Here is a 23,196-nt window from a genome sequence, read left to right as displayed (position 1 = left end):
GTAGGTCGATGCCGAATTTAGAAGAGAGAGCGAGTTCAAAAGACTCGCTCTTTTTTATTTTGTCTCGTGGAGAACCTCTAACTGCCAACTTGTAACCTGTAACTTGCCGAAGGCAATTTATCTGATTTCTGGTAACTCGATACCTTTTATTTTACGATATAAATTTAAAGCGTAAGAATCCGTCATTCCTGAGACGTAATCCGTTACCGTTTGTATTTTCGTGTAAATGGAATCATCTTGATGAACTTTGTATTGTTCTGGCATAACGGATAGAATATTCCGGGCATAATAGGTTTCTGGTTTCAGAACAGCATCAATATATTCTTTTAATATGGTGGCAAGGATTTTGAAACCTGCAATCTGTATTTGTGTAACGATATTCGTGTGATAAATCCGGGAATAGGCTAATTCAGTACAGGTTTCATAGGCTTGTTTATTGGTGCCTGTTAAGTGATGTATCAAGCTGCCTTGAAAGGTTCCGTTCATGATTGCCTCGTAGTTTTGGCAAAAGATGTCTGCACAGGCATTGATTAATTTATTAATAATACCTGCACGTAGAAATGCGATACATTCGTTTTTGTCCGTGACAATTTTGAAGGTTCTGGAGATCGTCTTTAAATCTTCCTTGTCTGTATCTTTGTCGTAGAAATTAAGAAGTATCCGGGTAGTTTCATCATAGGATAGAATTTTTAGCTTGTGAGAGTCTTCAATATCCATGATCTGATAGCAAATATCGTCGGCAGCTTCAACTAGATAAACGAGTGGATGGCGGACGTATTGCAAAGGTTTTGAGTTGAGTTGGATAATACCAAGTTCTTCGGCTACTTCCTTGTATATTTCTTTTTCACTTTGAAAAAATCCGTATTTATGTCCTTTGAGGGAGGCTTTAGATTCAAATGGGTATTTAACAATGGATGCAAGAGTGGTAAAGGTCATTGTGTAACCACCTGGCCTGCGTCCGTTAAAGCTATGGGTTAATAACCGAAAAGCATTTGCGTTACCTTCGAAATGACTGATGTCAGCCCATTCCTCGTCCGTTAGGAGTTTTTTCAAGTATTGCCCTTCTCCTTCCGTGAAAAAATAAGAAATAGCCTCTTCGCCGGAATGTCCGAAAGGAGGATTCCCCAAATCGTGAGCTAAACAGGCCGTACTAACAATGGTTCCGATTTCTTCGAGGATTTCTGGGTGCTCTAATGCCTCTTTGGTTTTAACAAATTGTGCAATTTTGTTTCCTAGCGAACGTCCCACGCTAGCTACTTCTAGGCTATGAGTTAGACGGTTATGTACAAAGATATTGCCCGGTAACGGGAATACCTGAGTTTTATTTTGTAATCGTCGAAACGGTGAGGAAAAGATTAAACGATCGTAGTCTCTTTGAAATTGTGATCGGTCATGAGAACGAAACATGGTGATAGTACTTCCCGGTTGATAACGTCTCGATGATAATAATTTATTCCAGTCCATCATGGTAGTTCAGATTACAAATTTATAGGTTACAGGTTTAAGTAAAGTATGTCAATTGGAGACCTGTAACGGTTATACAAATGTAGTAATAAAAAGAAGAGGAAGCAAACTGCTTCCTCTTTCGATCTTTATTTTGAAATGAAGTGGTAGTGACTACCAAATCTTTCGAATGCTGCTTTATCGAGCGTTTCTCGGTGATCGGGATGAGCAATATTGATTAAAGTCTTTGCTCTTTCCTGAAGGGTTTTACCGTAAAGGTCTGCGATACCGAATTCCGTAACAATGTAGTGTACATCGAAACGGGTGGTAACAACTCCAGCTCCGTTTAACAAGGTCGGGCAAATTTTGCTCACGCCTTTGTTTGTTACTGCCGGTAATGCAATAATCGGTTTTCCTCCTTCGCTGGCTGCTGCTCCGCGGATGAAGTCTAATTGACCACCACTACCACTGTAAAATTTAATACCTAAAGAGTCTGCGTTGACTTGACCCGTGATGTCAACGGAAAGGGCTGAGTTGATAGCTGTCATTTTCGGTTGTTGTGCGATGATGAACGGATCGTTCGTGTAACCTACATCCATCATGGCTACTCCCGGGTTATCATCGATGAAGTCATATACTCTTTTTGATCCCATCAAGAAGGTTGATACGATCTTACCTTTGTCGAATTTCTTATTCATGTTGTTGACAACACCTTTTTCATACAAGGGTAATACGCCGTCAGCAAACATTTCCGTGTGAATACCTAAGTTTTTGTGGTTGCCTAGTTGGGAAAGTACCGCATTAGGGATTGCTCCGATTCCCATTTGCAGGGTAGCTCCGTCTTCGATCAAAGAGGCTACATTTTTACCGATAGCAATATCTTGCTCTGTTAATGTTGCCGGATGAGCTTCGATAAGCGGGGTATTGTCCTCGCAGAAGATGTCGATATCTGATAATTTGATGATAGCATCTCCCCATGCTCTAGGAACGTTCGGGTTGATAACACCAATAACTGTTTTCGCATTCTGTACGGCAGCTAACGTGGCATCAACAGAGGTTCCCATGGATACAAAACCATGCTTGTCCGGGGGACAAACTTGGATCATGGCAACATCAACCGGGTGAATACCGCTTCTGATCAGTTTCTGGGTTTCACTCAAATGAACGGGTACATAATCTGCATATCCTTCTTGAGTCGGTTTACGCACGTTACTGCCCACGAAATAGGATTCTAGGAAGAAGATTCCTTCGAATTCTGCTTCTGCATACGGGGCACTACCTTCCGTGTGCAAGTGTTGCAACTTGACGTCTCTCAATTCTCCTGCACGTCCTCTGTTGCAAAGAGCTTGAATTAGACCTTGGGGGGCACAAGCCACACTGTGAATGTGAATCCGGTCTCCGGATTTTACAACTTTTACAGCCTCTTCAAATGACACTGTTTTGATTCCTTGATACATAGCAAGTTATTTTGTTTTGATTTCTTATGATTTAATTATTAGCTAACCTCTTGAAAGAGGGGTGCAAGTTAACAACACTCTTTTAATTAAACAATTTTTTCCGTAATTATTAGTGTTCAATTTGTGACACGGTTTTTACTTACAGTAGCCAGCCTAGAATGGCCTTTCCCGTGAAAAGATAAATGTTCAAACCGATGATGTCGTTCGTTAAGGTGATAAACGGACCGGTGGCAAGTGCCGGATCTATTTTTAATTTGTTGAGTAATAGAGGAAAAGCTGTACCGAACATGGATGCGAACATGATCACGATAAATAAGGATATAGTTACCGTGATGGGCATGGCAAGTGATGTTAGGTTGAAACAAAGGGATAGGATAAAAATGATGGAAGAACAGATGCAGGCATTTATGACTGCACATGAAATTTCTTTTGAAATACTCTGTAATATGTTTTTTGATGTCAGGGTGTTGGAGGCAAGTCCTTTTACCACGATGGCGGAAGACTGGATACCCACGTTTCCCCCCATGGCGGTGATAACAGGAATGAACATGGCTGTTGCTGGGAATAGGGCAATGTCTGCCTCGTAGAAAGAAATCATATAGGCTGCAAGCATTCCTCCGAATAAACCGATGATCAGCCACGGAAGACGTGCTTTGGTCTGGTCCCAGATCGTGTCAGATGATTCCACGTCCTGTGAGATACCGGACATCATCTGGTAGTCTTTTTCTGCTTCTTCCCGGATCACGTCAACCACGTCGTCGATCGTGATTCGACCGACAAGTCGGCCGATAGAGTCAACTACAGGAATGGCGACTAAATCGTACTTCTGCATGATACGTCCCACGGATTCGGCCGGTTCATCGGTGGTCACGTAGGTTACGTCCGGGTTATATATACTTTGGATTTTGGTAGATGTCGGGGAAAGAATCATCTTTTTCAATGAAAGTCTTCCTTTCAAGATGTTGTCGTCATCAACGACGTAGATGTAGAATATTTCATCTAGGTTCTCTGCTTGTCTACTAAGTTCGCGTAGACAGGTGAGGACGGTCCAATTCTCGTTGACTTTCACTAGTTCTTTACCCATAAGTCCACCAGCAGAATCTTCGTCGTAATGCAACAGATCGACGATGTCTCCCGCTTGTTCGAGGTCTTCCATGTGTGAAAGAACTTCTTGCTGCTGTTCGTTGGGCATACTACCCACGAGGTCGGCGGCATCGTCCGTGTCCATGTTGTCCACGAAACGTTTGGCTATAACTTCCGGGGGGAAAGAATCGATAAATCGTTGTCTTTCGTCTTCTTCGATTTCTGCCAGAACGTCTCCGGCTTTCTCTTCATCTAGCAACAGAAACAGGAATTGGGCTTCTTTGGTGTCCAATTCATTCATGATTTCGGCAATATCCGCCGGATGAAGAGGTTCTACCAACTTGGCGACATCTTCTTTATTATCCGCTTTTATCAGTCCCTCTATCTGGGAAACTAATTCTTCCGAGAGTTCAAACTGTTGCATAGTTCATCAATTACTTGTTTGCCTGCTGAATCTCTTTACATAGTGTAATGAAATCCTCTACACTTAATTGTTCCGGGCGCAAAGATAACGTTTCTGAGGCAAAATCCGGAGAAATAATTGATTTTAAAGAATTACGTAAGGTTTTTCGTCGTTGATTGAAACCTGATTTTACGATATTGAAAAAAAGTTTTTCGTCACAATCGAGTTTTTCCCTTTTATTCCGGATGAGTCGGATTACGGCGGATTTTACTTTTGGTGGTGGATCGAAAACCTGTTCTCCCACGGTGAAAAGATACTCGATGTCGTAAAATGTTTGTAGGAATACGCTTAAAATCCCATATGTTTTGTTCCCGTGAGAGGCGCTGATGCGTTCGGCCACCTCTTTTTGTATCATACAGACGACTTGGGGTATTAGATCCCGGTTTTCTAGGATACGGAAAAAGATTTGCGAAGAGATGTTATAAGGAAGATTCCCGATGATCGAAAACGGTTCTGTGTAAAAATTTCGAATATCCGATTTTAGAAAATCCCCGTAAATAATCTGCTCTTTATGGGCAGGTAGCTCTTCGTGCAGGTAGTCAATGGACTCTTGGTCGATGTCAATGGCAAGCACGGAAAATTTCGTATCTTTTAATAAATGACGTGTCAGTACTCCCATACCCGGCCCGATTTCCAGAACCCCTTTGGTGACAGGTAGTAAACTCGCCGTGATTTTACAAGCGATGTTTTGGTCTTTCAAAAAATGTTGTCCCAGATGTTTTTTTGCTCGAACGATACTCATAGTATGAATTCAGGGTGTTATGGGTTAAACTTCCAATTATTTATTTACTTTTGCAAACGACTTACAAAATAATGCTTTTATTTTGATTTGTGAAAATTATTAGAGTGTCAATCTTGACGAATTTTGTGGATGAAGCCATTTTATAAACAGGTTATAAAGTTTTTTGCCTTTTTGCTGGTAACAGTTTTTTTGTTCTGGCTGGTGTATCGAGATCAAAATTTCGATGACTTGATGAAGGTTTTGCGTGATGATGTCGACTATACGTGGATATGGGTAGCGATTGTTTTCGGTTTACTTAGCCACGTGAGTCGTTCTCTGCGTTGGCAGATGTTGACGAAATCTATGGGATACCAGATTTCTTTCATGAATAGTTTTATGGGGGTGATGATTGGTTATTTTGCTAATATGGCGATCCCCCGGATGGGTGAGTTTACCCGTTGCGGAGTGGTGAGTAAATATGAGAATGTGCCATTCTCGAAGTTATTGGGAACGGTGGTTACCGAGCGGGTATTTGACATGATTATGTTGCTGTTGCTTACTTTGGTTGTTGTCGTTTCGCAATTTAAACAGGTCGGGATATTCCTGAATAATAATGAAGAGATTAAACAAAAGTTATACACGATGTTTCATTCCCCATGGACTTACGTGGTGTTGGGAGTATTGATCGTGGGGGTGGCAGGTTTCTTCTGGTTTGTACGAAAAGGTACTTTCTTCACCCGGTTACATCATTTTTTATCGGGAATGAAAGAAGGTTTATTGACCGTGAAGGACGTGAAACATAAGTGGTTATTTGTCGGTCATACGATTTTTATCTGGCTGATGTATTTTCTGATGCTATACGTTTGTTTCTTCTGTTTCCAGTTCACCTCTCACTTGGGACCGATGGTTGGTTTGACCGTGTTTGTTCTTTCCAGTTACGGGATGGTGGCTCCGGTACAAGGTGGCGTGGGTGCGTGGCATTTCATGGTGATTGCAGCCTTGATGATTTATTTACCGCATACGGAAGAAATTGCCAGTCTGTCCAAGACATTTGCTTTATTGACTCACGGCACGATGACGTTGTTGTATATTGTGGTAGGCGTGTTGTGTTTGTTATTCTTGCCAATATATAATCGGAAGTAAATTTCATGTTTATGGATATTGTTGAAAAATATTTTACCGGGTTAAGTGAGAGACAGTCGGAACAGTTCCAACAATTGGAGGGGCTTTACCGGGAATGGAATGAAAAGATCAATGTGATTTCGAGGAAAGATATAGATGCTTTGAACGTGCATCATGTTTTACATTCTTTGGCGATAGCAAAGGTGATTTCTTTCAAAGCGGGGACAAAAGTGTTGGATGTCGGAACGGGAGGAGGTTTTCCCGGAATTCCGTTGGCTATTATGTTCCCGGAGGTAGATTTTTTCTTGGTAGATTCTATCGGGAAGAAAATTAAAGTGGTAGAGGGTGTTGCAGGAGCTTTAGGCTTAAAAAATGTGATAGCAAGGCAATTGAGAGTAGAGACGATGAAAGAAAAATTTGATTTTATCGTGAGTCGTGCCGTGACGGCTTTTCCGGCTTTTGTAGCCTTGACCAGAAAGCGTATTCGAGAGAATAGTTTCAACGATTTGTCCAATGGGATTTTGTATCTGAAGGGAGGGGATTTTGAAGAAGAGATTCGGGATTTCAAGGATAAAATTTCTGTTTATAATATTCCTGATTTTTTTGAGGAAGAGTTTTTCGAAACGAAGAAATTAATTTATATGAAATTCCTCAAATAATTTTCTATTAACGATTTGGGAATAAGAAGAATTCTTCTTAAATTTGTCGCAGTTTACATTTCCACCTGGTTCATGCCGGGTGATTTTACTTACGTAATGAAAATTATCCAAATATAACGTGACTATATGTACGATATTTTAGAACTGAATGAAAAGTTACTTTCAGATTTGCGTCAAATTGCAAAAGAACTGAATGTTAAAAGGATTGAATCCTTTAAAAAGAAAGAATTAATATACAAAATTTTAGATCAGCAAGCCATGATTGCTACCGAGGAAACAGCTCCCGTTGAACCGAAGGAGAAGAAACCTCGTGTGCGAGTGATAAGGGGAGGTGCTGAAAAAGTGGGAGATTCCAAAGGTGGATTGGCCAAATTTAATCGGAATAAAGATAAGAAGGCCGATGCGAAACAGGAGAAAACCCAAAATGAAACTGTCAAAGAGGCTCCCGAAAAGAAAGATGCAGTTTTACCCGTAGAGGAAGTGCAGCCGATCAATGTCGTGCATAGTGATATTTTGGATAAGGATCTGGTTTTCAGTCGTACGGAAAACGGTATTGTTGTAGAGAAAAAAGGAGAGGTTGTTGCAGAACCACAGGAAACGGAAGTAAAGAATGAAACTTCAGAGGCTCCTAAACGTGAGCAAGCCGGACAAAAGCAAGACCGTAAGTTTTTCGATAAGCGTAACCGGAAACAAACCAAGCGGGAAGAGGTGAAAAGTGAAGAAGGAAAAGAAGAGGTGAAAGAGGAAAAGGCGGTTGAAGAGGTTGTTAAAGAGGAACAAGTGGCAGAAAGACCCAGCCGTCCGAAGTTTGTAAAACGGAATAGACGTGTTGAGAGAGATGAAGAAACCATTCGTCAAGATGTGGAAGAGAATGAGTTTGAAGATGTCGAAAATGAATCTGGCGTTAAGGGTGAGGCTGAAAATGAGAATTATGAAAGTGTTCCTGCTGAGTTTGAAGAAAGAAAAGAAAGTCAAAACAAGATGCGTTTTGATAAACGCGATAAATATTACGAGTTCGAAGGAATTATTTTAAATTCGGGTGTGTTGGAAATCATGCCTGACGGGTATGGATTCCTTAGATCTTCTGATTATAATTACTTGAATTCTCCGGATGATATTTACGTGTCTCAAAGTCAGATCAAGTTATTTGGTTTGTCAACGGGTGACACGGTGGAAGGAACCGTGCGTCCCCCGAAAGAAGGAGAGAAGTATTTCCCGTTGATTAAAGTATCGAAAATTAACGGGAAGTCTCCGGAAGCGGTGCGTGACCGAATCCCGTTTGATCACTTAACCCCGCTTTTCCCGAATGAGAAATTCAATCTTACTGGAAGTGGGCGGGCTACGATTTCTACTCGTGTGGTGGATATGTTTGCCCCGATCGGTAAAGGCCAGCGCGGTTTGATTGTGGCTCAGCCGAAAACGGGTAAGACGATGTTGCTGAAAGAAATTGCTAATGCAATTTCAGCCAATCATCCTGAAGTGTATTTGATCATCCTGTTGATTGACGAGCGTCCGGAAGAGGTAACCGATATGGCTCGTAGCGTGAATGCGGAGGTGATTGCCTCTACTTTCGACGAGCCGGCAGAGCGTCACGTGAAGGTGGCTAATATCGTGTTGGAAAAGGCTAAACGTATGGTTGAGTGTGGACACGACGTGGTGATCCTGTTGGATTCAATTACTCGTCTGGCTCGTGCTTATAACACGGTGTCTCCTGCATCTGGAAAGGTGCTTTCCGGTGGTGTGGATGCAAATGCATTACACAAACCGAAACGGTTCTTTGGTGCAGCCCGTAATATCGAAAATGGTGGTTCGTTGACGATTCTGGCAACTGCGTTGACAGAGACCGGTTCAAAAATGGACGACGTGATTTTCGAGGAATTCAAGGGTACTGGAAATATGGAGTTACAGTTAGACCGCAAATTGTCCAACCGTCGTATTTACCCGGCTGTGGATATTACGGCATCAAGCACGCGTCGTGATGACTTGTTGTTGGAGGACTACACGTTGAACCGTATCTGGATTTTGCGTAACTATCTGACGGATATGAATTCTGTTGAGGCAATGCAATTCGTGAAGGATCGTTTGGAAAAGACGAAATCTAACGAGGAATTTTTGATCTCGATGAATGATAAATAGTTTTATAAGTTTTATAATATGGAAAAGCGAGTTCATTTGGACTCGCTTTTTTGATGCCTCAAATATAGAATCATTTTAAGTACGTGCTTATATCGCAATGGTGTAGCGGGTTATGCGTGAATGAATGTTCATTGGGATGTATGAAATGGCAATGAAATGTATGTTTTGCAACATGTAGATTACAAAACCATGCTTTTTTTATTACCTTTGCATTGCAAAGAATAAAAAATGGAGAGTTTACGTAACACGCATAAGATCCTGATGAAAGAAAGGACGTCGGCTATCCGTCGCGGTTTATTGGATACGATAGATTCTCGTGCCCGGTTGATTGCGATAAAGGGAAGTCGTGGTGTGGGAAAGACCAATTTCCTACTAGATTTTTGCAAGGATCATTACAAGGACGATCCTTCTTGTCTTTACGTGAACATTAATAACTTGTTCTTTGCGATGGAAGGATTGTTTAATTTCGTGGAACGTTTCTACAAGCTGGGAGGGAAAGTATTGTTGCTGGATCAGATCCATAAGTATCCAAATTGGGACCGGGAATTGCGGGAGGCTTACGATCGTTTCCCGGATTTGCAGATCGTTTTCACCGCATCTTCTATTTTACGGGTCAAATCCAACAAATATTTGCATGGAATTGTGGAGATGTACAACCTGAGCGGTTTGTCGTTTCGAGAGTTTTTGGAGTTAGAAACAGGATATAAGTTTCCTGTTTATTCTTTCGAGGAAATCGTGGAACATCACGAGGAGATCGTGAATGATATTTTGGAGAAAGTACGTCCGTTAGCTTTTTTTAATAGCTATTTGAAATATGGTTATTATCCTATATATTTGGAGGAGAAATCACATATTGATTATTTGCTGAAAAACATCAACTTAACATTGGAGTTTGATATTCCGTACAATAATCAAATTGAACTGAAGTACTTGACAAAATTGAAACAATTACTTTTTATCGTGGCAAATGGTAATAGTAATATTAATATCAGTAAGTTGAGTGCCCAGATTGGTGTTTCTCGTGCAACGGTATTGAATTACCTGCATTACATGAAGAATGCTCGGTTGTTGACCTTGTTGTTTGATCGGGAAAGTGATGATGAGAACGGGTTAAAGCCGAATCAAGTATTTTTGCATAATCCGAACTTGTTGAATGCAGTTTGTCTGGATCAGACAGATTCATTGATGATTCGAAAAACATTTTTAATTAGTCAGTTATGTGCCGTGGCAAAATTGAATTTTTCTGGAAATGAAGATTTGTTCGTGAACCAGAAATATGAGGTTTCCGTACGGCAACAAGGAGATAAAGGGCGAGTCCGGGATTCAGTAATTCTGATGACCGATATGATCGAACGAGGTAAAAAGAATGTCATACCCTTGTGGCTTGCCGGTTTTGTGTATTGAGAGAAATAAGAATCTTAAATAGAATGATCAACTATTGTTAGTTAATGTTTAAAAAAATGGCAAAAGAAAAGAAATTTATCACATGTGATGGTAATGCGGCCGCTGCTCATGTAGCTTACATGTTCAGCGAGGTATCGTGTATCTATCCTATTACTCCGTCGTCTCCGATGGCTGAGTATGTAGACGAATGGGCTGCTAAAGGTAGAAAGAACCTGTTCGGGGAGACTGTAAGAGTGATGGAAATGCAATCAGAGGCAGGTGCTGCCGGAGCTGTTCACGGTTCTTTACAAGCTGGTGCGTTAACCACGACTTACACGGCTTCTCAGGGATTATTATTGATGATTCCTAATATGTATAAGATTGCAGGAGAGTTACTTCCTTGCGTGTTCCACGTGAGTGCTCGTGCTTTGGCTGCTCATGCACTTTCTATTTTTGGTGATCATGCAGACGTTTACGCTGCCCGTCAAACTGGTTTTGCTATGTTGGCTTCCGGTTCTGTACAGGAAGTAATGGACCTTTCTGCTGTATCACACTTGACGGCTATCAAGTCAAGAGTTCCTTTCGTTAATTTCTTTGACGGTTTCCGTACTTCTCACGAGATCCAGAAGATCGAAGAGTTGGATATGGAAGATATTCGTGGCTTGGTTGACATGAAGGCTTTGCAGGAGTTCCGTGATCGGGCTCAGAATTCTGAGAACCCTGTAACAAAGGGAACCGCTCAAAATCCGGATGTGTATTTCCAGGGGAGAGAGGCGGCTAACAAGTTCTACGATGCAGTTCCTGATATTGTGGCTGGTTATATGGATGAAATGTCCAAGATTACCGGTCGTACCTATCGTCCGTTCGTTTATTACGGAGCTAAAGATGCCGAGAATATCATTATCGCTATGGGTTCTGTAACCGAGACTATCCGTGAGGTGATCGATTACAAGCTTGCTAATGGCGAGAAAGTGGGTATGATCGCTGTTCATTTGTATCGTCCGTTCTCTGCTAAATATTTCATGGAAGCTGTTCCTGCTACGGTAAAACGTATTGCAGTGCTTGACCGTACGAAAGAGCCGGGTGCAAACGGAGATCCGTTGTATCTTGACGTGAAAGACGTGTTCTATGGTCAGAAGAATGCCCCGGTGATCGTTGGCGGACGTTATGGATTAGGTTCTAAGGATGTAACTCCGGGACAAATCATTGCTGTTTACAAGAACTTGGCTATGAACGAGCCGAAGAACCAATTCACTCTTGGTATCGTGGATGATGTAACTTTCCGTTCTCTTCCTATTGAACCGGAAGTAAAAGTGAACTCAGACCACATGTATGAGGCTAAGTTCTACGGATTAGGTTCTGACGGAACTGTAGGTGCTAATAAGAACTCTATCAAGATTATCGGTGGAGCTACCAATAAATATTGCCAAGCTTATTTCGCTTATGACTCTAAGAAATCAGGAGGTTTTACGGCTTCTCACCTTCGTTTCGGGGATGATCCTATTCGTTCAACCTATTTGGTAACTACTCCTGACTTCGTGGCTTGTCACGTGCCTGCATACATTCACATGTATGATGTATTGAAAGGTTTGAAGAAAGGTGGTTCTTTCTTGTTAAACTCTCTTTGGGATGAAAAAGAGGTGGGAGAGCATCTTCCGAATGCAATGAAACGTTATTTGGCTGAAAACGAAATTAATTTCTATATTATCAACGGAACGAAGATCGGTCAACAATTAGGTTTGGGTAACCGTACGAACACGATCATGCAGTCTGCATTCTTTAAAATCACGAACGTGATTCCTTACGATTTGGCTGTTAGTGAGATGAAAAAAGCTATCGACAAGTCATACGGAAAGAAGGGTGAGGCTATTGTGAAGATGAACTATGCTGCTGTTGATGCGGGTGGTTTGGCTGAAAACGTAGTGAAAGTTACTGTTCCTGCTGAATGGGCAAACTTGAAAGACGAAGCATGTGTTTGTGACGAAAAACGTCCGGAATTTATCCGTAACGTGGTTGACGTGATGAACGCACAAAAAGGGGATGATCTTCCTGTTAGTGCATTTGCTGGACGTGAAGACGGAACTTTCCCTGCCGGAACTTCTAAGTTCGAAAAACGCGGAATCGCTATTAATGTTCCGGAATGGCAAGTGAATAATTGTATTCAATGTAATCAATGTGCTTACGTTTGTCCTCACGCTGCTATTCGTCCGTTCTTGATTTCTGACGCTGAATTAGCTGCCGCTCCTGCTGGAACAGAAACCAAGCCGGCTATTGGTAAGGAACTTGCAGGATTGAAGTTTAAGATTCAAGTATCTCCGTTAGATTGTACGGGTTGTGGTAACTGTGCCGATGTTTGTCCGGCTAAGGAGAAAGCATTGGTAATGAAACCGCTTGAATCTCAAGAATCTGAAATCGTTCGTTTCGAATACATGGATAAAAAGGTTGGCTACAAGAAAGTAGTTGAGCCGAATAACGTGAAAAATTCTCAGTTCCAACAACCTTTGTTCGAGTTCTCCGGAGCTTGTGCCGGTTGTGGTGAGACTCCGTATATTAAATTAATTACTCAATTGTTCGGAGAGAGAATGATGGTGGCTAATGCTACCGGATGTACCTCAATCTATGGAGGTTCAGCTCCTTCAACTCCGTATTGCAAGAATTATCAATCAGGACGTGGTGTAGCTTGGGCTAATTCATTGTTCGAGGATAATGCCGAGTATGGTCTTGGAATGGCAGAGGGTAATAACCGTTTGCGTGACCGTGCTAAGAGATTGTTGGAAGAGAACTTGTCAAGTTTCTCTGCCGAAACTCAGGCTGCTGTTAACGAATGGCTTGCTGCTTTCGAGGATGGAGAGAAGACTTTAGCTGTCAGCGACAATATGTCTGCTGCGTTAGCTAAAGAAAATTCAGCTATCGCTAAAGAGATTTTAGAATTGAAGGCTTACTTCACGAAGAAATCTCAATGGATCTTCGGTGGTGACGGATGGGCATACGACATCGGTTACGGCGGTTTGGATCACGTGTTAGCAAGCGGTCATAACGTGAATGTATTGGTGGTTGATACCGAGGTATATTCAAATACTGGAGGTCAATCTTCTAAATCAACTCCTGTTGGTGCCGTGGCTAAATTTGCTGCCAGCGGTAAACGTGTTCGCAAGAAGGATTTGGGTGCAATGGCAATGTCTTATGGTTATGTGTATGTTGCACAAGTTGCTATGGGATCTAACCAAGCTCAATATTTGAAAGCTTTGAAAGAGGCAGAGGCATATGACGGACCTTCATTGATCATCGCTTACGCTCCGTGTATCAACCACGGTCTGAAAGCAAGCATGGGTAAATCTCAAGCTGAAGAGAAGAAGGCTGTTGAATGCGGATACTGGCAATTATACCGTTATAACCCGGCATTGGAAGAAGAGGGTAAGAACCCGTTCCAATTGGATTCTAAGGAGCCGGATTATAGCAAATTCCGTGACTATCTGATGGGTGAAGTTCGTTTCAACTCCTTGTTGAAGGCTGCTCCGGAAGAAGCTGAGCAATTGTTTGCCAAGACTCAGTCTGACGCTAAATGGCGTTATGAAGGTTACAAGCGTCGTGCAGAAATGAAATACGGCGAGTAATACTCCTTAATAATAGAAAAAGATCGCTCGGAATTTATTTCCGGGCGATCTTTTTTGTGTGGGTTTCCCTGTCAAGCTATAAATACAACTCTTTTTTGTTATCCGTGCCTCCGTTTTAATATATTTTGAAAAATGAAACAAAATGTGCCTGCATATAGTGAAATTACCTAAATGCGGGTCATTTGTTAATTTTAATTACTTCATTAGAGGCATAATAGATTGTAAATACACTATAAATAGTACTAATTCTTGATTTCCTGAAAGTATTTTTGTAATGTATAAAATGAAAAGGAATAATGGATAATAATCAGGTATTTTTTTACAGATGACAAAGGTAGTTACTTATTTTATAAAGTAACTATGATGATTGATAATAATCGGTCATACAGGTATTGTTTGAAGTAAAATAACATCTTTTTGTTTATCTCAATATAATATGAGTGTATAAGGCTATTTATAGTTGGAAGGAATGATTAAGAAAATACATATTTTGGGGATAATTCTGGCATCTGTGCTACTGATGTCCTGTATTGAAGAACGCTTGAAAGCGGATGATGCAGAGAATGCAGCGGCATATTTGCAGGTGCGAGGAGGACGTCTGTTGAATTCAACGGATCCACTTGACAACGAGATCGAGCGACTTCGGATTCTTGCATTTAATAAAAATACGGGGCGATGCGTGAGCAATAAATTGTATTATGCAGAGCTGAATGAAGTAATTAACCATCCGATAGATGATGGTACGTATGATTTCGTATTCTTGGCTAATGAGCCGAATATTGTGATTATTGTAGATGCATTAAATGGAATCTATGAGTATGCTGATCTTGAAAGTATCATGTACCCGGAACAAGCTTTTCAATCGAGTGTTTCTATTCCGATGTTCCAGAAGTTGGAGAATGTAGAGGTCCTTCCGGGACAGGATGGAGCGAGAGTGGACGGAGGAGAGATACAGCGTCAGATCGAGTTGCAGTTGGAAAGACTGGCAACACGTGTGGATATTGTGTTGGAAGGAGAAGAAGATTTGACAGATTATTTTAAAGGGGTTACTTTCTTTAATGTTCCGGAGGGGATTACATTGATGTCAGCAAGTAATACATCACTTGGTAGAAATAAAACCCGGAAATATACTTTGGCGGATGATGCCGGTTATTTTACAAGTGTTACGCCTAGTGCGGAACAGCGGTCTCGTGGTATTGTTTGGGTAAAAAAGATTACACGTTTTATTTTGCCTTTCAGTAATTTTACTCCTGAAAATGATGATAGTAAGGCTATTACTTTTAAGGTGGATTTGGAAGAGAGACATAGCCCTTCCTGTTATTTAAAGATACAAACTGCGGGCGTGAGTGGTGCTTCAAAGGACAATTACACGTTACCTTACAATTCGGCACTTTTGCTTACGGGCGTTATCAAGGACCCGATAAATATCAATATTCAAGTTACTCCTTGGGGAAAGGAAGAACATGGATGGGAAGCGCAGAATCGTTATCTGAATGTTTCGGATATAAGTGTGAACATTACCGACTTTAACGGGGCCAGAATTACATTCTCTTCGAATATGCCTGTCGTGAAGGTGTTGCCGGACGTGATTGTTGCGGGTTCTAAGACGATGAAGACGGAGAAGGTATTTAACGATCTTATACTTGCTGCGGGGGAAAATTCAACGACACGTTTTGCATATACTTATGATGTTATACGTGGAGAGGGAACCGGGTATATGGATATTTTATTGGATGAGTACAACATGGACGTGGAGACTTCTCTGGTAAATCCTGATGGGCGGCATTCTATTTTCCGGTTGATATTGTCGGCGGAGGATGAGAATGGGAAGAACAGCCTTCAACGGGAGATAACGGTGAATACGAGCCAGTATGGTGCGCATTTTCAAGGTGACCATTGGAATGGTTATGGATATATAGGTGCTTTTTTCCGGGAAAATGAGGTTGGCGAACGGATTATTTCCACGCAATTACCACGTTTGGAAAAACAGGATTATGCTTTAGGGTATTGGGAAGTGGAAGTTGACGAACCTTATAAAGATCAAGTTATATTGAGTACGACACCTAGTTTCGATCCTTATGTCGGAACGGATAATCCCGGTAAGCCGGAGGAATATCCCGTGCGTCCGAATGAATATAAGAAGGGGGAAATGGAAAGTGGTGGAACTAAGATAAATGGTAGGGGACGTGTTTATTTCCGTGTTGGTTGGAGAAGTCCTAATCCGAATACGGGAAGTACAGGAGAGAAAACTCCGAGATATGCCACGGTTACGTTGACTTTTACGCAGGCGACTACAGTTGAAAATGGTTGGCGCCCGTCGTATAAGATTTATCTTCGACAAGGAGAGGCGGCTGATTATATCATGAATCCGCAATCGAGTATACTTGACGGGCCCTTACAAGGTAAGTCTCGTGCTTATGCCAGAAAATTCTCGGCCTTTAATATCACGGATCGTGAATTGAAGAATAAAACAGAAGATTACGTGGGCTTGTACGCGAAGACATCCAAGCGGGATGCCAAGTTTGTCGATTATCCCACGCAGGCAGGAGCTTTTTACCAGTGGGCATTAAGCAAGACAGACGAGGATATGGCTGACTTTATTCGCCGGGCTTACAATCCTGCATTGCCATATAATACGGATTCTCCCGAAGGTTACTGGACCTCTACCCAATACTGGAATAAGATTCCAATATGGGCATCGTCCGGGTCTGACGAGCAATACGAGTATGGCTATGGGGAAGAGGTTGAGGTTTGTCCTCCCGGTTATCATCGCCCATCAGATGGGTATATTGATCAGGTTTCATATAATGGACCTTACCCGAATTATAGGTACGGGAATGGCTATGTTGATGTTAACGGAATTACAGTCACGGAACGGATTAAGGGAGAAGAGAATATCGCGTTCTCGGAATGGAGGCAATCTTTATGGCTAAATCCTTGGCAGGGGGAGACCATTCCCGATACAGAGGTCCTTGTTGGAAAAGGAGATGAAGAAAACGAGAAAATAGCGATCAGGGAGAAGACCTCACCAGCGTACGTGGCCAATAAGGATATAAATTTATTGTTTGGTTTTTACGCTGATGGTTACTATGATCGACGTCCGATGAAAGTACAGATTGCAACAACTTCAAGGCTTACAGCTCGACTGGGAGTTGGGGTTTCCATAAACAGTCCAAGTGTGGCTTACCGGGGAACATTGGTTTATAATTCGGAAAATAATGCCTCGACTTTTTTCCCGGCCGCGGGACGTCGTTTGGATCGGGGTGGATATCTGGAATATGTTGGTGAGACTGGATATTATTGGAGTTCATCTACGGGACCGAATACGGCTACTGCACAAGGAAGTATCGTGAAATCAGTTTGGTCAGTGGAGATTGCCGGCTGGAATCCCGGGCACCTGCATATTTTGCCGACATTCGGTTATTCAATCCGTTGCGTGAAAGATGAAATGAGTTCAAATTGATGAGTGATGTATAAGGGAATATTGATATTATTTACGTTGTTATTATCTTTTTCGGCGTGTTCGATAAAAGAGGATGAAAGGGGAGGGCCTGTGGTTACAGATGAAAAAATCAGGTTCGAGCTATTCACTAAAACCGGAGCTTACGGGTTACCTGTGGCCCGGGCTAGTGCGAGTGAAACAGCCGTGGAGCAAGGAATTTGGGTTCTTGTTTTTCGGGGAACAGATGGGAATGCGGAATTTGTAGAGGCGGTTCAGGCAGATGAACTTAATGGTAAAACGTATGTTTACCTGACGGAATCTTCTGATGCCTGTCGGCTGTTGATACTGGCAAATCCGGCAAGTCATTTTTACGTGGGGAATATGCCATACGCATTTTCAACGGAGAACTTTAGTACTTGTCTTGAAAATAAGACCCTTGCTTATGCTTGTGAGAATTTGCATACGGCGGCATTGACAGATCCGCAGAACACGGTGCCTTATGTTGGGCAAAAGTTGCCTATGAGTGATTTGATCGATTTGCCTAGGATTGGTACCGGGGTGACCATGCCCCAGATGCAGTTGAAACGTGCTGTCGGGAGGATTGTCGTGAGAAACACGGCTCCCGGTTTTATACTGGATGGAATTACCACGGTGACGAATGTGGCTAAGAGTTCGAGACTGCATAATTTAACCGAAACACTGGAACAGAATATTGGTGTCGAAAATCTAGTGGAATATAGAGGGGATAATTCGTATATATCAGATATAGTGGAAACGGACGAGATTATGCCGCAAGAACAAACAACGGGGGATAATCCTCTCTATGTTTACGAAACTCATACATCGTCGAATGATACTTATCTTATTATTCGAGGACGTTATAACGGAGAATCCTTTTTTTACAAGATGGCTCTCGTGGATGATAACCGGAATATGTTGAATATCCAGCGTAACACGGAGTATATTTTTACGATCACTTCTATCAAGGGGAGAGGATTTAGTTCGATAGCTGATGTCAAAGCTTCTCTTGCGTCGAACACGAATCTGGATTATACTATTTTGGTACAAGATAAATCAGCCTATGAGATTGTGAGTAATAACGAGTATTATCTTGGTGTAACGAATTCTCATTTTGAGATTTATGCAAGTGCGGGAACAACTAGAATATACACGGCTTTTACTTTGATCACGGATTGTAAGACCGAGTTCCCGGAAAAAAGGACGATTACCTCGTTGACGAGCAACTTGAAGATTGTTTCTCCTGCTGATGGAAAGATTCCGGTTTCAACGACTTCGCCTTTAGAGGTTGAGATTCAGATGTTGGCAGGTTTTGATTCGGGAGAGATTGAATTGTATCTTGGTAATCTCAGGAAGATTATCACGGTTAGAAGGCAAGATATGATTTCTGCTAATGCTAGGACAATTGGTGAATTTATTAATAACGGGTATTATGTTTCGGCTTTCGTGGAGGATTACGCGAATCATGGTTGGCTACAATTAGCTCCCGGGAACGGGGAGATCCGTAATGACCCGGATTATATATACGTGGATGATGGAAAGATTAACTTGAAAATCGAAGAAAACGGATCATCTAGTCGCCGGGAGGGAATTGTGTATGTCTCGATAGGTAAAGGATCAACTCAAAGAATAAAAGTTTATGTAACTCAAGCGACATATCCTTCCTGATAATGCGGATCAACTAAAAAAGAAACTATGAAGAAACTACGATTAATATTTATTTTTTTACTTGCCTGTTGTGCTATTCCTGAGGTGCATGCCCAGAAAGTGGCCGTGAAGACAAACCTGTTATACGATGCAACAACGACCTTTAATCTAGGCGTGGAATTTAGCTTGGCCCGGAAGTGGACGCTGGATGTGCCGGTGAATCTGAACCCGTGGAAGTTTAATGACGGGACACGTTTGCGACATTGGGGCATACAGCCTGAGGTTCGTTACTGGTTTTGTGAACGCTTTCGGCGGACATTTATCGGTTTGCATGCTCATTATGCTGATTTTAACGTGGGTAATTTGCCGGACTGGTCTTTTATCAGCGAGAACATGAAACAAAATCGGTACGAGGGATATCTTTATGGAGCCGGGATTTCTGTCGGTCACGCTTGGATTCTGAAAAGACGTTGGGGGATTGAAGCCACTCTCGGATTGGGATATGCCCGTATCGTGTATGACAAGTACCCATGTGCCGAATGCGGTTCCCGGTTAAAATCCGGAAATCGGAATTACTTCGGTCCGACAAAGGTCGGTATTTCACTAATCTATTTAATCAAGTAAAGTATGAAAATAATGATACGATACACGGCTTGCGTGTTGATGGCCTTCTTGCTAGGGACATTAACTTCGGCAGCCCAGTCAAAATCCTCTTATACCGGAACTATTAATGTCAATCCGGTACGAGTGTTACAAGCGGGGAAAACGCTTTACGTGGAAATGGATATTGTCTTGGTCCACGTGAAAGTGAAGTCTGCCGGGGCAGTAGATATTATCCCCCGGTTAGTGTCCTCTTCGGACACGCTTGAACTTCCCAAAGTTTCGCTTAAAGGGCGTAACGAGTACTTAACCTACGAGCGGGTTCTTTCCCTGATGAGTTCCTCGGAACGATCGGCTTACCCAACCCATTATCAGGTGGTGAGAAACGTGAAAGCTGAAAATCAAACGATAGAGTATCGCTATACTCTTCCTTTCGAAGCTTGGATGGCGGAAGCCTATCTGGACGTTCAGAAAGATGAATGTGGTTGTGGGGAAGTGGCTTGGATGGAAGTGGAGACCATTGATACAGTGAAGCTGGATTTCATTCCGGTTCCTTACCGGGTGGTACCCCATCTGGCTTACGTGCAACCCGTACCCGAACCAATTAAAAACCGGGAAAAACAAGTAGAGGCTTTTCTGGACTTCGAGGTGAACCAGACTTATATTCAGCCAGAATACATGAATAATCCCGTGGAGCTGGCGAAGATTCGGGCGATGATTGATGAATTGCATGTTGATCATGATATTACGATTAACCGCTTGGATCTTATCGGGTATGCTTCTCCGGAAGGTTCTTTGGCCGGTAATAAACGATTGTCTGAAGGACGAGCTTTGGCGTTGAAGAATTATCTGGCAAGACGTTACTCGTTTGCTCCTTCACTTTACCACATCGTTTTCGGTGGTGAGAACTGGGAAGGTTTGCGCAAAGCCTTGGCGAATCTTGATGTCACTTACAAAACTGCGGTCGAATCAATCATAGATAACTATGACGGGCAGGAGCGAAAAGAACGTTTGATGAAGTTGCAGGGAGGGGTGCCTTATCGTTATTTGCTTCGAAATGTTTATCCGGGATTGCGTGTTGCCATTTGCAAGGTTGAGTACCATGTTAAGAATTTCAACGTGGAGGAAGCGAAGGAGATTATAAAGGTGCGTCCGCAGAACTTGAGTTTGAATGAGATGTACTTGGTGGCAAATACTTACCCGAATGGATCTCGTGAGTTTATCAACGTGTTTGAAACTGCCGTGAGATTATTCCCGGAAGATGATGTTGCTAAATTGAATGCGGCAATAGCGGCACTTTCTCGCGGAGACACGGAAACGGCAGGTCAATTCTTGGCTCAGGTGAAACATCAGGAATTACCGGAATATGCGAATGCTGCGGGAGTGTTGGCCCTTTTGAAGGGTGACTACGATGCTGCCGAAAGATTCTTGCAGGCAGCTTCGGATGCCGGGCTTGAAGTTGCAGGAAAAAACTTGGAGGAGCTTGGTAAAAAGAAAGCGAATGATCAGGAAATGAAATCTAGGGTGATTTATAAATAAGAGTAGAGATAGAATCAATTGATAATAATTTGATAAATAAACCAATCAATTTTTTAACAAACAAACAACCAATTTTCAATTAAACTTTGTAACTATGAAGAAGATGTATTATTTTGCTGCGACACTTTTAGTATTGTTGTTTGCGGCGTGTAGTAATGACCATATCGGTCGAGATGATGATGATGACGGGATTGTAACGGATCCTACCGGGGAGGCGTGGATCTCTTTGGATATTAAGACTGCCGCAGCGAAGGCCTTGGGTAGGGCATTGAATAACCCGGATAAGGAGATGGGAACTCCGGCAGAATCTACCGTGAGTAAACTTCGGGTTATTTTCTTTGATGCGGCACATAATGTGACTGCTGATAAGTCTTTTACTGTAGGTTCTGATACAGAAGCGGGAGAACCCGGACAACCGGAAGGAATTCTGGGGACGGCTTTTAAAGTTCCGGCTGCTTCTAAACGGATTCTGGTGATTGCAAATCCAAGTCCAGATTTACCTACGAACGTTAGTACTTATAATGAGTTTAATCAAGCTATTGTGGCTATAGCCTCGTTATCCTCACCCTCTTATTTCATGATGACGAATGCTAAAGGTGGTTTGGAGCCATCTCTTCCCAATGGAGATGAGACAGATCTGACTCTTTATAATTCAGCATCAAAGGCTGAGAGCCAACCGCTTTCTATTCATATAGACCGTGCCGTGGCAAAGGTTCGGGTATATACTGACAACGGTAATATCGCAGCTAATAATTTGCAGGCGAATATCTCTGAACCCGGTTGGGTTTTGAATGCAACGAACAAGAAATATTTCCCGGTATCTGAGCGTGTGAAGACATGGATGGAAGAGACTCCGAGAGGATGTATCACTCCTTTTGACCAGTATGATCTGGGGTCATATAGAAAGGATCCGAATCATGACGTACAACCCTTGATGTCCGACCCGAATTTTACAAGTTATTTACAAGAATATAATTACGAGATGGATGCAGCGAATATAGCTTCCGGAGCTTGGCATCCGACTGAAATATCCGTGAACAACGTGGAGTATTGTCTTGAGAACACCCAAACAGCCGAGCATAACGTGTGGGCTTACACAACTCAGGTCCTGTTTAAAGTTATTTACTCTCCGAAAGGATTGGTTACTCCGGATAAGAATGTTTACGATAATCCTGCGGATAATGTGAATCATGGAGAATTGATGGCAGGTGCAGATTGGCTTATGGTTAATGGCGGGTACTATACTTGGAATTTGTTGATGGATTATATTAAAGCGGAATTGTTGTACAAGTACACCAGCGAGGATAAGGATCCTAGTATTATCTATACTGCAGCATTATCCCAAACTGTGAATAAGTATCTGGTAGCTATCGGAACTCCGGAGGTATCGATTGACAGGGGTAGTGGAACTCCCGAAGCGAGAGCTGATGAGGTGGTTGCTAATTTTAATCTGAAAAGAAGTAACGTGGAAAATTATGGAGCTTACCGTCATGGAACCGTATCTTACTACAAGGGTGGAGTAAATTACTATCCGATTATGATTAAACATGACGATACTGATCAGGTTTACAATGAATTCGGAGAATTCGGAGTGGTTCGTAACTCTGTTTACGACGTGCATATTTCTAAGGTAAACAATCCGGGTTATCCGAATGTTCCGAAACCGGATCCGGGAACCAAAGATGAGGATGAGGACAAATATTTGTCTATCAGAATTAACGTGAATCCTTGGACTTGGTATACTCAAACTGAAGAATTATAATCAGTTCGATGATTTTGTCAAATTGTGGGGGACGACGTTTGTCCCTCACAAGCTTATACCTCTTGGTATGGGAGGAGATGTTGTCTGCCATTAATAAAATGGAACGC

General features: G+C 42.2%; 14 protein-coding genes. 10 read left to right on the top strand and 4 right to left on the bottom strand.

The features are described from left to right. Positions 1-117: 117 nt before the first annotated feature. From QVC79_RS12560 to rsmA, 4 genes are all read right to left on the bottom strand, one after another. Positions 118-1,464, bottom strand: a complete 1,347-nt coding sequence (locus QVC79_RS12560; protein WP_087421895.1) for a deoxyguanosinetriphosphate triphosphohydrolase — start codon at positions 1,462-1,464, stop codon at positions 118-120. A gap of 128 nt (positions 1,465-1,592) precedes the next feature. Beyond that, positions 1,593-2,900: an acetyl-CoA hydrolase/transferase family protein gene (locus QVC79_RS12555; RefSeq protein WP_124317679.1), complete on the bottom strand. Its 1,308-nt coding sequence runs from the start codon at positions 2,898-2,900 to the stop codon at positions 1,593-1,595. A 139-nt stretch (positions 2,901-3,039) separates the two neighbouring features. After that, complete coding sequence (mgtE, locus tag QVC79_RS12550) at positions 3,040-4,407, bottom strand: magnesium transporter (RefSeq protein WP_087421668.1); 1,368 nt, start codon at positions 4,405-4,407, stop codon at positions 3,040-3,042. Positions 4,408-4,417: 10 nt separating this feature from the next. Further along, positions 4,418-5,188: a 16S rRNA (adenine(1518)-N(6)/adenine(1519)-N(6))-dimethyltransferase RsmA gene (gene rsmA / locus QVC79_RS12545; protein ID WP_087421669.1), complete on the bottom strand. Its 771-nt coding sequence runs from the start codon at positions 5,186-5,188 to the stop codon at positions 4,418-4,420. Positions 5,189-5,359: 171 nt separating this feature from the next. Here rsmA and QVC79_RS12540 point away from each other — a divergent pair, with 171 nt between their 5' ends. The 10 genes from QVC79_RS12540 (at position 5,360) to QVC79_RS12495 (ending at position 23,089) form a co-directional block, all read left to right on the top strand. Then, a complete protein-coding gene (locus QVC79_RS12540; RefSeq protein WP_270595136.1) occupies positions 5,360-6,310 on the top strand; it encodes a lysylphosphatidylglycerol synthase transmembrane domain-containing protein in 951 nt (316 codons plus the stop codon). Between the two features lie 11 nt (positions 6,311-6,321). After that, positions 6,322-6,948 carry a 16S rRNA (guanine(527)-N(7))-methyltransferase RsmG gene (gene rsmG / locus QVC79_RS12535; RefSeq protein WP_270595134.1) on the top strand — a complete coding sequence of 209 codons (627 nt, stop codon included), beginning with the start codon at positions 6,322-6,324 and terminating at the stop codon, positions 6,946-6,948. A 126-nt stretch (positions 6,949-7,074) separates the two neighbouring features. Continuing rightward, on the top strand, positions 7,075-9,084 hold the full coding sequence (gene rho / locus QVC79_RS12530; RefSeq protein ID WP_270595132.1) for a transcription termination factor Rho: 2,010 nt from the start codon (positions 7,075-7,077) through the stop codon (positions 9,082-9,084). 228 nt (positions 9,085-9,312) lie between these two features. After that, a complete protein-coding gene (locus QVC79_RS12525; protein WP_270595130.1) occupies positions 9,313-10,488 on the top strand; it encodes an AAA family ATPase in 1,176 nt (391 codons plus the stop codon). A gap of 56 nt (positions 10,489-10,544) precedes the next feature. Next, on the top strand, positions 10,545-14,081 hold the full coding sequence (gene nifJ, locus QVC79_RS12520) for a pyruvate:ferredoxin (flavodoxin) oxidoreductase (RefSeq protein ID WP_270595128.1): 3,537 nt from the start codon (positions 10,545-10,547) through the stop codon (positions 14,079-14,081). Positions 14,082-14,550: 469 nt separating this feature from the next. Continuing rightward, positions 14,551-17,544: a hypothetical protein gene (locus QVC79_RS12515; RefSeq protein WP_270595126.1), complete on the top strand. Its 2,994-nt coding sequence runs from the start codon at positions 14,551-14,553 to the stop codon at positions 17,542-17,544. Between the two features lie 6 nt (positions 17,545-17,550). Further along, positions 17,551-19,209 carry a hypothetical protein gene (locus tag QVC79_RS12510; protein ID WP_270595124.1) on the top strand — a complete coding sequence of 553 codons (1,659 nt, stop codon included), beginning with the start codon at positions 17,551-17,553 and terminating at the stop codon, positions 19,207-19,209. A gap of 27 nt (positions 19,210-19,236) precedes the next feature. Next, entirely contained in the window at positions 19,237-19,812 is a 576-nt protein-coding gene (locus QVC79_RS12505; RefSeq protein WP_270595123.1) for a DUF3575 domain-containing protein, read from the top strand. A gap of 3 nt (positions 19,813-19,815) precedes the next feature. Beyond that, positions 19,816-21,327 (top strand): DUF3868 domain-containing protein, encoded by a 1,512-nt coding sequence (locus QVC79_RS12500; RefSeq protein ID WP_270595121.1) that lies wholly within the window; start codon positions 19,816-19,818, stop codon positions 21,325-21,327. A gap of 94 nt (positions 21,328-21,421) precedes the next feature. Then, entirely contained in the window at positions 21,422-23,089 is a 1,668-nt protein-coding gene (locus QVC79_RS12495) for an Mfa1 family fimbria major subunit (protein WP_270595119.1), read from the top strand. Positions 23,090-23,196 lie beyond the last annotated feature (107 nt).

The organism is Butyricimonas sp. (genome assembly GCF_019423355.1).
In the GTDB taxonomy this organism is placed as follows: domain Bacteria; phylum Bacteroidota; class Bacteroidia; order Bacteroidales; family Marinifilaceae; genus Butyricimonas; species Butyricimonas faecihominis.
This window is presented reverse-complemented; position numbering and strand designations above follow the sequence as displayed.